The organism is Trinickia sp., assembly GCF_051961175.1.
Lineage (GTDB): Bacteria > Pseudomonadota > Gammaproteobacteria > Burkholderiales > Burkholderiaceae > Trinickia.
In genome coordinates, this window is record NZ_JBQCDN010000337.1 from 1 (window position 1) to 11,481 (window position 11,481).

General features: G+C 63.4%; 10 protein-coding genes. 6 read left to right on the forward strand and 4 right to left on the reverse strand.

The genetic code is table 11. The features are described from left to right. Window positions 1–409: ABC transporter ATP-binding protein (locus ACTHL0_RS19990; RefSeq protein WP_440568612.1), on the reverse strand; the 409-nt coding region annotated here is incomplete at its 3' end. A gap of 202 nt (window positions 410–611) precedes the next feature. Here ACTHL0_RS19990 and ACTHL0_RS19995 point away from each other — a divergent pair. After that, window positions 612–1,652 (forward strand): LacI family DNA-binding transcriptional regulator, encoded by a 1,041-nt coding sequence (locus tag ACTHL0_RS19995; protein ID WP_440568614.1) that lies wholly within the window; start codon window positions 612–614, stop codon window positions 1,650–1,652. Window positions 1,653–1,849: 197 nt separating this feature from the next. On the opposite strand, the gene ACTHL0_RS20000 is transcribed toward ACTHL0_RS19995, so the two are convergent. Further along, window positions 1,850–2,593: a TIGR00730 family Rossman fold protein gene (locus ACTHL0_RS20000; protein WP_440568615.1), complete on the reverse strand. Its 744-nt coding sequence runs from the start codon at window positions 2,591–2,593 to the stop codon at window positions 1,850–1,852. 1 nt (window position 2,594) lies between these two features. Between ACTHL0_RS20000 and polA the strand changes: the two genes are divergently transcribed. The 3 genes from polA (at window position 2,595) to ACTHL0_RS20015 (ending at window position 7,607) form a co-directional block, all read left to right on the forward strand. Further along, window positions 2,595–5,372, forward strand: coding sequence for a DNA polymerase I (gene polA / locus ACTHL0_RS20005; RefSeq protein WP_440568616.1), 2,778 nt, complete (start codon window positions 2,595–2,597; stop codon window positions 5,370–5,372). Between the two features lie 168 nt (window positions 5,373–5,540). Beyond that, entirely contained in the window at window positions 5,541–6,890 is a 1,350-nt protein-coding gene (locus ACTHL0_RS20010; protein WP_440568617.1) for an NAD(P)/FAD-dependent oxidoreductase, read from the forward strand. 165 nt (window positions 6,891–7,055) lie between these two features. Further along, on the forward strand, window positions 7,056–7,607 hold the full coding sequence (locus tag ACTHL0_RS20015; protein WP_440568618.1) for a hypothetical protein: 552 nt from the start codon (window positions 7,056–7,058) through the stop codon (window positions 7,605–7,607). Window positions 7,608–7,745: 138 nt separating this feature from the next. Here ACTHL0_RS20015 and ACTHL0_RS20020 read toward each other — a convergent pair whose 3' ends face one another. After that, a complete protein-coding gene (locus tag ACTHL0_RS20020; RefSeq protein WP_440568619.1) occupies window positions 7,746–8,618 on the reverse strand; it encodes a sulfurtransferase in 873 nt (290 codons plus the stop codon). 163 nt (window positions 8,619–8,781) lie between these two features. Continuing rightward, entirely contained in the window at window positions 8,782–9,891 is a 1,110-nt protein-coding gene (locus tag ACTHL0_RS20025; protein WP_440568621.1) for an aromatic ring-hydroxylating oxygenase subunit alpha, read from the reverse strand. 280 nt (window positions 9,892–10,171) lie between these two features. Here ACTHL0_RS20025 and ACTHL0_RS20030 point away from each other — a divergent pair, with 280 nt between their 5' ends. Together ACTHL0_RS20030 and ACTHL0_RS20035 are read left to right on the forward strand one after the other, a co-directional pair. Next, window positions 10,172–10,474 (forward strand): exodeoxyribonuclease VII small subunit, encoded by a 303-nt coding sequence (locus ACTHL0_RS20030; RefSeq protein ID WP_440568623.1) that lies wholly within the window; start codon window positions 10,172–10,174, stop codon window positions 10,472–10,474. Continuing rightward, window positions 10,471–11,355, forward strand: a complete 885-nt coding sequence (locus ACTHL0_RS20035) for a polyprenyl synthetase family protein (RefSeq protein ID WP_440568624.1) — start codon at window positions 10,471–10,473, stop codon at window positions 11,353–11,355. The genes ACTHL0_RS20030 and ACTHL0_RS20035 overlap by 4 nt, the downstream gene beginning before the upstream one ends. Window positions 11,356–11,481: the final 126 nt, after the last annotated feature.

Consider the following 11,481-nt stretch of genomic DNA (forward strand, 5'->3'; position numbering starts at 1 on the left):
CCGAGAGTGCCTTCGGATGTCGATCGAGCAGCGCATCGAGTTGCAGGATGCGCGCGGCGTCGCGTACTTTCCGATCGATCTCGGCTTTCGGTGTCTTCGCGAGCTTCAGGCCGAAGGCCATGTTCTCGTAGACGGTCATGTGCGGAAACAGCGCGTAGCTTTGGAAGACCATGGCCACGCCGCGCTGCGCCGCCGGGACGTCGTTGACGAGCTTGCCACCGATCGAGACGTCTCCGTCCGTCACATCCTCGAGGCCGGCGATCATCCGCAGCAAGGTGGACTTGCCGCAGCCCGACGGGCCGAGAAAGACACAGAATTCGTTCTTGCCGATCTCGAGATCGACGCCTCGAATGACCGGTGGACCATCGCCGTATGCCTTCTGCACACCGCGTAACGAAATGCTCGCCATCGTGCCGTCTCCATGTTCTAATCAGCGCGGATCGATGATTAAGCGCTTAATCATCACACCCTAAAAAATCGATCGCGAGGCGACCGGCGCTGCGTCTCCGATAGTCGTACGAATTTCCGTACTGATTGTTAGACGCATGGTGCCGTGCTCGCGGCGATCGCGCAAATGTTGGATGACCATCCCATTTATTGAGACCTCTGCAATGACGACGCTGAATGAAGTGGCTGCCCGGGCGGGCGTGACGGCCGCCACGGTTTCGAACGTGCTGCGCAACAAAGGGCGCGTGGGCGAGGCGACGCGCCAGCGGGTGCTCGAAGCGATCGCGGCGCTGGGCTATCGGCCGCATTTGCCGGCGCGTGCGTTGGCAGAGGGGCGGGCGCCGACGATCGCGCTGATGGTCTCGAGTATCGCCAACCCGTTTTACCCGGAGTTCGCCCTGGCCGTGGAGAACGCGGTGCGGCGCAGGGGGCAGTTCCTGATCATCTGCAATACGGCAGGCGATCCGCAGACCGGACGAGCCTACGTCGATCAGATTGCCGGGACGTTATCCGAAGGCGTACTCGTGATGAACGCGAATCTCGACTTCGAGGATTTGCGGATGACCGAATTGCGTGGTGCGCCGGTCGTGCTGTGCATGTGGGAGCGGCCGCTCGATCCGCCGGGGTTGCCATGCGTGGCGGTGGATTTTCGATTGGCGGGGGAATTGGCGGCGCGCCATCTGCTCGAACTCGGGCATCGGCGGATTGGCGCGATCGTCGGCAGCAAGGTGTATGGAATCCATGCGGCGCGTTATGACGGATTCATCGATGCGATGCGGGCGGCGGGGCTCGATGGCGCGGCGGCGCCGGTGCTGTATGCACCCGATACGACGCAAGGAGGCTATGCCGCGGCGCTCGATTTACTGAAGGCGCACCCCGATCTCACTGCGTTGTTCGTGTCGAATGACTTGCCGGCGCTGGGGGTGATGCAGGCGGCTGCCGACCTTGGCTTGGATGTGCCGCGCGATCTGTCCGTTATCGGGATCACGGACATCGAACTTGCGAGGGAGTCGCGGCCCGCGCTGACTACGGTTGCCGTGCCGACGGTCGAAGCGGCGGAACTTGCCGTCGAGTTGTTGCTGGAGTTGATCGAAACGTCGGGAGCACGAGCGACGGTAGCGGGCGCGCGTGAGCCGCGGGTGTGCGTGACGTCCGCGCCGCACCTGGTCGTTCGGGCTTCGACGGGGCCGGCGCTGAAGGGATAGCGGCGCAGGTGTGTCGGTATCAGCCCCGCAAGCTCATCGGGGTCGAGCGGTGTCTGGCCGTCTTGTTCGGCCAAAGCTATCGCCATAGGTCGGACCATCGGCCCCGGAGTAGTGTCCCGGTTCGTGCCTTGCAGCGGAAGCAGAGCGCGTCCGCTGCAAGGCAACGAGCGAGGGCTTGCGCACGCCCATGCCCTCGCTCACAGATAGAACATCCGGTCTTCATCCGACTTGGCCGCATGCGGTTCGGCCTCGCCGCGATCCTCGTAGAAGGCCAAGACAGCCTCCAACACTTGATCGGGATCGTCGATCACCTGCATGAGGTTCATGTCTTCCGGATTGATGAGGCCCATCGGCACCAGTGCCGTTTCGAACCAGTGCAGCAGCCCCTTCCAGAACTCGCTGCCCACGAGAATGATCGGCACGTGCCGCGACTTCTTCGTTTGAATCAGCGTCAGCACTTCGGCCAGTTCATCGAGCGTGCCGAAGCCGCCCGGCATGACGATCACGGCATCGGAGTTCTTGACGAACGTGACCTTGCGCGTGAAGAAGTGGCGGAAACGCAGCGAGATGTCTTGCCACTGATTGCCCGATTGCTCATGAGGCAATTCGATGTTCAGCCCGACCGACGGCGCCTTGCCCGCATGGGCTCCCTTGTTCGCGGCTTCCATGATGCCGGGGCCGCCGCCCGAAATGACGGCGAAGCCGGCATCGGACAGCTTGCGGGCAATCTGTGTCGCCAGCTTGTAGTGCGGCGAGCTCGGCTTGAGGCGTGCCGAACCGTAAATGCTGACGGCCGGACGGATCTCCGAAAGGTACTCGGTGGCCTCGATGAACTCTGCCATAATCGTGAACATCTGCCACGACGCGCGGGCCTTCTTGGCCGTTGCACGCTCTTGATCTGCGAGCGATCGCAGACTCGGAATCACTTTTCTTTTGTTCATAATGCCTGCAGAACGGAACCTGAAAGGTAAGACCCTCGTTTTGGTCGACGGATCAAGCTATCTGTATCGGGCCTACCATGCAATGCCTGACTTGCGTGGCCCGGACGGCGAGCCGACGGGGGCCATCTACGGATTCATCAACATGTTGCGGCGCATGCGCAAGGATGTCACCGCAGAGTATAGCGCGTGCGTCTTCGACGCAAAGGGCAAGACGTTCCGTGACGATTGGTACCCGGAGTACAAGGCCCATCGTCCGTCCATGCCCGATGACCTTTCCAAGCAGATCGAGCCGATCCATTTCGCGGTGCGCGCCCTTGGATGGCCGCTGCTGATGGTGGACGGCGTCGAAGCCGATGACGTCAACGGCACGCTCGCGGCCGCCGCGGAACGCGAAGGCATGCACGTCGTCGTCTCCACGGGCGACAAGGATCTGGCGCAACTCGTGAGCGACCAGGTCAAGCTCGTCAACACGATGACGAACGAAACGCTCGACCGCGACGGCGTGATCGCCAAGTTCGGCGTGCCGCCCGAACGCATCGTCGATTACCTCTCGCTAATCGGCGATACCGTCGATAACGTGCCCGGCGTCGAGAAGTGCGGGCCGAAGACGGCCGTCAAATGGCTCACGCAATACGAAACGCTCGATGGCGTGGTCCAGCATGCGGGCGAGATCAAGGGTGTCGTGGGCGATAACCTGCGCCGCGCGCTGGATTTTCTCCCGCTGGCAAGAAAGCTGGTGACGGTCGAGCGCGCTTGCGATTTGACCGAACACGTCGCCTCGATCGATGAAACGTTGCCGTCCCGTCCCGAATCGCCGCTCGAACTGCGCGATTTGTTCATGCGGCACGGCTTCCGAACATGGCTGCGCGAAGTCGAAGCGCTGATCGAAGGCGCGCAGGATGCGCAGGCCCTGGCCGGCGAAACGGAGCCCTCGGGCGTGCTCGCGGCGCAGCCCGCTCCCACGATCGCCCCCGAGCGTTGCTACGAGACGGTGCAGACGTGGGAGCACTTCGATACGTGGCTCGCCAAGATCGATGCGGCCGAATTGACGTCGTTCGATACGGAAACCACTTCGCTCGATCCGATGGTGGCCGAAATCGTCGGTTTCTCCTTGTCCGTCGGCGCGGGCTGCGCGGCCTATGTGCCCGTCGCTCACCGCGGGCCGGATGTGCCCACGCAATTGCCGCGCGATGAGGTATTGGCCAAGCTCAAACCCTGGCTTGAGAGCCATGACAAGAAGAAGGTGGGCCAGCACCTGAAGTACGACGAGCAAGTGCTGGCCAATCACGGCATCGAACTGGACGGCGTCGAGCATGACACGCTGCTCGAATCGTATGTGCTCGAGTCGCATCGTCCGCATGACATGGACAGCCTCGCGTCGCGTCATCTCGGCGTCAAGACGATCAAGTACGAAGACGTGGCGGGCAAGGGCGCCCAGCAGATCGGATTCGACGAAGTCCCGCTCGATAAGGCGGCTGAATACGCCGCCGAGGATGCCGACGTCACGTTCCAGTTGCACGAAGCGCTGTTTCCGCAGATCGCATCCGAGGAGGGCTTGCTGCATGTCTATCGCGATATCGAACTGCCGACGGCGCGGGTCCTGCGCAAGATCGAGCGCAACGGCGTGCTGATCGACAGCGAACGGCTGCGCAAGCAAAGCAATGAAATCGCGGCACGGCTCATCGAGTTGGAGGCTGAAGCTTACGTCTTGGCCGGCGGCGAATTCAACCTCGGCTCGCCGAAGCAGATCGGCCAGATCTTTTTCGAGCGGCTACAGTTGCCCGTCGTGAAGAAAACCCCGAGCGGGTCGCCGTCGACCGACGAAGAAGTGCTGCAAAAGCTCGCGGAAGACTACCCCCTTCCGAAGCTGCTGCTCGAACATCGCGGCTTGTCGAAGCTGAAGTCGACGTACACCGACAAGCTCCCCCGCATGGTCAATCCGAACACGGGCCGTGTGCATACGAACTACGCACAGGCTGTGGCGGTGACGGGGCGGCTTGCGTCGAACGATCCGAACCTGCAGAACATCCCTGTGCGGACGGGCGAAGGCCGCCGGATTCGCGAGGCGTTCATCGCGCCCGAGGGCAGCAAGATCGTCTCGGCCGATTACTCGCAAATCGAGTTGCGCATCATGGCGCATATCTCGGGCGACGAATCGCTGCTGCGTGCCTTCGCGCAAGGCGAAGACATTCACCGCGCGACGGCGGCCGAAGTGTTCGGCGTGACGCCGCTCGAAGTGTCGAACGACCAGCGGCGCATCGCGAAGGTGATCAATTTCGGCTTGATCTACGGCATGAGCTCGTTCGGGCTCGCCTCCAACCTCGGCATCACGCGCGATGCGGCCAAGCTGTATATCGACCGCTACTTCGCCCGCTATCCCGGCGTCGCGCGCTATATGGACGACACGCGTGCCAACGCGAAGATCAAAGGCTACGTGGAAACCGTCTTCGGCCGCCGGCTATGGCTGCCCGAGATCAACGGCGGCAATGGCCCGCGCCGGCAAGCGGCCGAACGCGCGGCGATCAACGCGCCGATGCAGGGCACGGCAGCCGATCTCATCAAAATGTCGATGATCGCGGTCCAGGCGTGGCTCGAACGGGAGCAAGCCAAGAGCCGCATGATCATGCAGGTCCATGACGAACTCGTACTCGAAGTCCCTGACGACGAACTGTCTGTCGTCCGCGAGAAACTGCCGCAATTGATGTGCGGCGTGGCGGCGCTGAAGGTGCCGCTCGTGGCGGAGGTGGGCGTTGGCGCGAATTGGGAGGAAGCGCATTGATGCGCTGATGCGCTGATCCCGCGTTCATGCTCGCGCCCGTATGGCTTCAATAAGCCGTGACGGCCTCCCGCGAGCGTGCTCCTTCGCGGACAATGGGCTGAGCTTGTGCTCGCGCCGCCCTCACGAGCGCGACCGAACCGAATTATCAACGGCATAGGGAGTATCGGCATGCATCGTTTCATTGTCGTGGGAGGAGGGGCGGGCGGGCTCGAGCTGGCCACGCGCCTTGGGGATCGCTACGGTGCAAGGAAAAACGGCGGCGAGGCACGCGCACTCGTGACGCTGGTCGACCGTTATCCGACGCATATCTGGAAACCGTTGCTGCACGAGGTGGCGGCCGGCAGTCTCGATCCGTTCACGCAGGAACTCGAATATCCGGCTCAGGCTCGCTGGCATGGCTTCGAGTTTCAGCAAGGCGCGTTGGCGGGGCTGAACCGAGCGGCCAAGCGCATCACGATCGCACCGGTCATCGACGCCGACGGCGCCGAGATTCTGCCGCAACGCGAGCTCGAGTACGACACGCTGGTCGTCGCAATAGGCAGTACGACGCACTTCTTCGGCGTGAACGGCGCCGCGGAACATTCGATCGCGCTCGATACCGTCGCCCAGGCAGATCGGTTTCGCAAGCGGCTGATCGCGGCCTGTATGCGGGCCGAACATCAACCGCATGCGACGGTCGAGTCGGGGCCGGGTACGTCGACGGAAACGGAACCGCGCATTCAGGTGGCGATTGTCGGTGGCGGCGCCACGGGCGTCGAGCTATCCGCCGAGCTGCGCAATACGGCGCAGGTTTTGTCGGCATATGGCTTGCACAAGCTCGATCCGCGACACGATATCGGAATTGTCCTCATCGAAGCTGGGCCGCGCATTTTGCCGGCGCTGCAAGAGCGGGTATCCAGCGCGACGGCCGAACTGCTGCGTAAGCTCGGGGTGAAGCTGATGATCGGGGAGACGGTGGCCGAGGTTGCGCCGGGCATCATCCGTACCGCGAGCGGCAAGGTCGTGCGCGCCGATCTGACGGTGTGGGCTGCCGGCATCAAGGCCCCGCCCGTGCTGAGCCAGCTCGATGGCCTCACCATCAATCGCATGGGCCAGCTGTGCGTGCGCCGCACCCTGCAAACGGAGATCGACTACGACATCTTCGCGCTCGGCGATTGCGCGGCGTGTCCCTGGCCGGGCAATGAACGCAACGTTCCGCCGCGCGCCCAGGCCGCGCATCAACAGGCCAGCTTTCTGCTGAATGCGCTGTCGAAGCGGCTCGAGGGCAAGCCGCTGCCGGAATTCACGTATCGCGATTTCGGTTCGCTCGTGTCGCTCGGCCACTTCAGCGCCGTGGGCAATCTGATGGGCGGCCTTATCGGCGGGAGCATGCTGATCGAAGGCTTGTTTGCCCGCTTCATGTATATGTCGCTGTATCGGCTGCACGTGGCGGCGTTACATGGCTATCCGCGGATGATGCTCGATACTGTCGCGCATTGGCTGCGGCGGACGACGCTGCCCCGCGTGAAGTTGCACTAGCCGTTGTGCGCGCGGCTGGGCGGTCCGGACGTCCACCGCGCGTAGGGTACATCGTCTGAATTCTTGCCCTGTCGATCAGGCATCGGGCATCGACCGGGTAGGCTCCTCGGTTTCAATCAGGCATCGGGTGCTCGCCAGGCGGCGGCCTCCCGATTCATCGATACCATGAGCCATCCTCCTTTCGCCACCCATATGGTCTCGTTGCCCGACGGTCACACGGGCAACAATGCGCTCGGCTATTGCACCAGTCTCTCTCTGCACCCCGAACGCACGATCACGCTGACGCCGCTCGGCCCGGCATGGTCGCGATGGGTGCTGAGAGGAACGAAGGTTGTTGTCAAATGGCTGAAGGTTGCCGGACAGCCGGAATGTCTCCATGTTCTGGACGGGGAGACCTCCACCACGAGCAGGCTGCCGCGTCGCTTGCTCCAGCGTTCGGCAGAGGACGTCGTGACGATCCGGACATTGCACACCCAGCATTCCTCTGCCGGGGTTGCGCTTCACTATGGCGCAGCGTCGGCGCTCTTCGGCAATATCCTTAGCGTTGCGCCGTTAGGCCCCTGGCAGTACGCGCTGCCGGCGGGCTCCGCTGTGGAGATTTCCAATCTGAGCGTTCCTGGCGACAGGTTCAAGAATGGCGCGTATGGATCGCAGTCATCGATCGCCAGTGGTTCGTTAGCCAGCACGAGATTTCTAAAAGACACACCGGCCCGATGAGGGCAACCGGGCCGATGCGCGGCGCATCGGCTCGCAGCGGAGCGAGCGCGGGAAACCATGCGCCGGCGCGGGGGGCAACCGAACGGTGCCCGCCTGCCGACGATTGCGTGTCGTGCGTCCGGCTGCCCGGTCAGGCCGTTACGGATTCGGGCCCGTGGCGACCGGCCGCGACGGGTCGGCGCACCATTCGCTCCACGAGCCGGCATAGAGCGCCGCGCCGTGCAGCCCGGCGACTTCCATGGCGAGCGCGTTGTGGCAGGCGGTGACACCCGAGCCGCATTGCAGGACGACGTGTTCGGGCTGCTTTTGCCCGATCACCGCGGCGAACTCGTCGCGTAGCGTATGGGCGGACTTGAACCGCCCGTCGGCGGTCAGGTTGTCCTTGAAGAAGCGGTTCACGGCGCCGGGGATATGGCCGGCAACCGGGTCGATCGTCTCGTTTTCGCCGCGGTACCGGTCCGGAGACCGCGCATCGACGACAACCTGATCGCCACCCTTGATATGGGCGAGCACATGCGCGGCGTCTACGGTGACGGCCAGCGGCGCGGCGGCTTTGAAGTCGCCTTGCCCGGGCGTGGCCGGGCTCGCCGTCTCGAGCTGTTGCCCTGCGGCTTGCCATGCTTGCAGGCCGCCGTCGAGTACCGCCACGGAATCATGTCCGAGCCAGCGCAGCAGCCACCAAAGCCGCGCGGCATAACTGCCGCCCTGCGCGTCGTAGGCCACCACCTGCTGATGCTGCTTCAGGCCGTGCTTGGCGAGGTTCGCAACGAGCGCATCGCGTTCTGGCAGCGGGTGGCGCCCGTTCTTGCCCGTTTTCGCCCCCGAGAGGTCGCGATCGAGATGCAGGTAATGCGCGCCGGGGAGATGGCCTCCCGCATAGGCCCGTTCTCCGGCGTCGGGATCGGCGAGGTCGAAACTGCAGTCGAAGACGAGCACGCTGCCCGGCGCGTTGGACAGGCGCTCGGCGAGATTGTCGGCCGAGATCAGGGTGGTGTAGTGCGTGTGCGGCATGATGGACTCCGAGTTGACGAGCGCGCCCGCGCGTGGACGGCGGATGATGGCAGTCTAAACAAAAAGACGGGCAAGAGGCATGTTCGCCATCTTGCCCGTCTTGGGATCGGGGGAGTGCCCGGCCGGATGACCGCCGGAGCCGATCCTTCTCAGCCGATCGTCGTCAGCCGATATCGCCGAGTTCGCGCCGCAGGAACTCGTGAAAATGCTGCATGCCGTCTTCCATCGGGCTTTGATACGGCCCGACCTGCGATTCGCCGCGCTGGAGCAATGCCAGACGGCCGGCGTCCATGCGTTCGGCGATTTCGTCGTCCTCGCGCGCGGTTTCCATATAGGCGGCGCGCTCGGCCTCGACGAACTCACGCTCGAACAGCGCGATTTCCTCGGGGTAATAGAACTCGACGATGTTCGTCGTTTTCCGCGGGCCGCGCGGGATAAGCCACGAGACGACCAGCACGTGCGGGTACCACTCGATCATGAGCCCCGGGTAATACACCATCCAGATGGCGCCGTACTCGGGCGGCGCTCCATCGCGCATGCGCAGCACCTCGTCGTGCCACTTGCGGTAGATCGGGCTGCCGGCTTTGGCCAGACCGTTGTGCACCCCGACTGTCTGCACGCTGTACCAATCGCCGAATTCCCAGGTCAGATCGTCGCAATTGACGAAGCTGCCGAGGCCCGGATGGAACGGCACGACGTGGTAGTCCTCGAGGTAGACCTCGATGAACGTCTTCCAGTTGTAGTTGCACTCGTGTACTTCGACATGATCGAACATGTAGTTCGAGAAGTCGAAATGCTGCTGCGTGCCGAGCTTCGCGAGATCCTTGGCGATATCGCGGCCTTGTGTCTCGAAGAGCAAGCCATGCCAGTTCTGCAGCGCCGTGGCGCCGAGGTTCAGGCAGGGGTTATCGGCGAAGTGCGGTGCGCCGAGCAACTCGCCATCGAGGTTGTACGTCCAGCGGTGCAGCGGACAGACGATGTTCTCGGCCTGGCCGCGCCCATTAAGCATGATCGCCTGGCGATGGCGGCAGACGTTCGACAGCAGCTCCACCTGCGAACGTTGGTTGCGGACGAGCACGCGCCCTTCGTTCTCGCTTGGCAGCGCGAAATAATTCCCCGCCTCGGGCACCATCAATTCATGCCCGACGTAGCGAGGACCCTTCTTGAAAAGTGTTTCGATTTCTCGCGCGAGGAGCGCTTCGTCGAAGTAAGCCGTGACCGGCAGCTGGCTCGAAATGGCCTTGAGCTGCAAAGCAGTGCTCAGATTGGACATTCCCACTCCCGATGAAAACGTGAAAGCAGCGAACAACCCAACCATCGAAGATTCGATTTAGGGAACCGGCGATTATACCCTTTCCCCCTCTCTTGGGGCGCATAAGTGCATGATTTGGGTCAAAAAAGGCTGTGCAAGAACCGATCCTTGCTGCCGAGGCAATGGCGCAAGTGTTGTTTTTTGCTCGTCGTCCGGGTGCCCGCGAACGGTGAGCTATGGGTCGGGTTGTACGCTTTTGCCGTAGAATGTCCGACTTGTTTTTAATTTCACCCCGATCCCGATGGCGAACACAGCACCCGAAAGCGCGGCCGCGCCCGTGTCCGGCGGCGAACCAGGGGACTTGGCGCTGCCCCAGAACTATGAAGCAGCAGTGGCCGAGTTGGAAGAGCTGGTTTCCCGGATGGAGAGCGGCGCCCTGAGCCTCGAGGAATCATTGGCTGCGTATCGGCGCGGTGCGGCCCTCGTGGCGTTTTGTCAGCAGCAGCTGGAGAAGGTGGAGCAGCAGGTGCGCGTTCTCGACGGCGAGACGCTGAAGCCGCTGCCTTCCGGTACGGCCCCCGCGGACAGCGGAGACGATCTATGACTTTTGAAGAATGGATGCGCGCGGTGCTCGCGCGCGTCGAAGCGGCACTCGAACGTTACTTGCCCGAAGCGGCAACCGAACCGGCGCGTCTGCATGAAGCGATGCGCTACGCGGTGCTCGGCGGCGGCAAGCGCGTGCGGCCCCTGCTCGTGCACGCCGCGGGCGAGTTGACCGGCGCACGGCCCGAGGCCGTCGAAGCGGCGTCGGCCGCGCTCGAGATGATCCACGTCTACTCGCTCGTGCACGACGATATGCCGTGCATGGACGACGACGCCTTGCGCCGCGGCAAGCCGACGGTCCACGTTCAGTACGACGAATCCACGGCCCTGCTCGTCGGCGATGCCTTGCAGTCGCAGGCATTCGTTGTGCTGACCGACGAAACGGCCCTCGATACGCGCGCGCAGGCCGCGCTCGTGCGCGAGCTCGCGGTGGCGAGCGGTTCGCTGGGGATGGCGGGCGGGCAAGCGATCGATTTGGCGAGTGTGGGGCTCACGCTGACGCGGCCACAACTCGAAACGATGCACCGGATGAAGACGGGCGCCCTGCTGCGCGCGTCGGTCCGGATGGGGGCGCTGGCGGGGACAGCGCCTGACGCCGACGCGCTGCGCGCGTTGGACGCTTATGCGGCCGCCGTGGGGCTGGCATTCCAGGTCGTCGACGATATCCTGGATGTCACGACCGATTCCGCTACCCTCGGCAAGACCGCAGGCAAGGATGCGAAGGATGGCAAGCCCACCTACGTATCGATTATCGGGCTCGATGCCTCGCGTGCCTTGGCGGGGCAACTGCACCGCGATGCGCACGAAGCGCTCGCGCCCTTCGGTGAGCGTGCGCGGCGTCTGGCCGAGCTTGCCGACCTGGTGGTGAACCGGGTGAGTTGAACGCGAAGCCCGCTGACGCGCGCCATTGGCCTCGAGAAGCGTAAGAAGAAAGCGGGCGCGTAACTTTTCCTACAATGGAACGACGATGTACGACTTGTTGAAAACCATCGACGACCCGGCGGATTT

What these genes read in the sequence shown, in the direction of transcription:
- ACTHL0_RS19995 (WP_440568614.1), top strand. Translation starts at nt 612, where the DNA reads ATGACGACGCTGAATGAAGTGGCTGCCCGGGCGGGCGTGACGGCCGCC.
- ACTHL0_RS20000 (WP_440568615.1), bottom strand. Translation starts at nt 2,593, where the DNA reads ATGAACAAAAGAAAAGTGATTCCGAGTCTGCGATCGCTCGCAGATCAA.
- polA (WP_440568616.1), top strand. Translation starts at nt 2,595, where the DNA reads ATGCCTGCAGAACGGAACCTGAAAGGTAAGACCCTCGTTTTGGTCGAC.
- ACTHL0_RS20010 (WP_440568617.1), top strand. Translation starts at nt 5,541, where the DNA reads ATGCATCGTTTCATTGTCGTGGGAGGAGGGGCGGGCGGGCTCGAGCTG.
- ACTHL0_RS20015 (WP_440568618.1), top strand. Translation starts at nt 7,056, where the DNA reads ATGAGCCATCCTCCTTTCGCCACCCATATGGTCTCGTTGCCCGACGGT.
- ACTHL0_RS20020 (WP_440568619.1), bottom strand. Translation starts at nt 8,618, where the DNA reads ATGCCGCACACGCACTACACCACCCTGATCTCGGCCGACAATCTCGCC.
- ACTHL0_RS20025 (WP_440568621.1), bottom strand. Translation starts at nt 9,891, where the DNA reads ATGTCCAATCTGAGCACTGCTTTGCAGCTCAAGGCCATTTCGAGCCAG.
- ACTHL0_RS20030 (WP_440568623.1), top strand. Translation starts at nt 10,172, where the DNA reads ATGGCGAACACAGCACCCGAAAGCGCGGCCGCGCCCGTGTCCGGCGGC.
- ACTHL0_RS20035 (WP_440568624.1), top strand. Translation starts at nt 10,471, where the DNA reads ATGACTTTTGAAGAATGGATGCGCGCGGTGCTCGCGCGCGTCGAAGCG.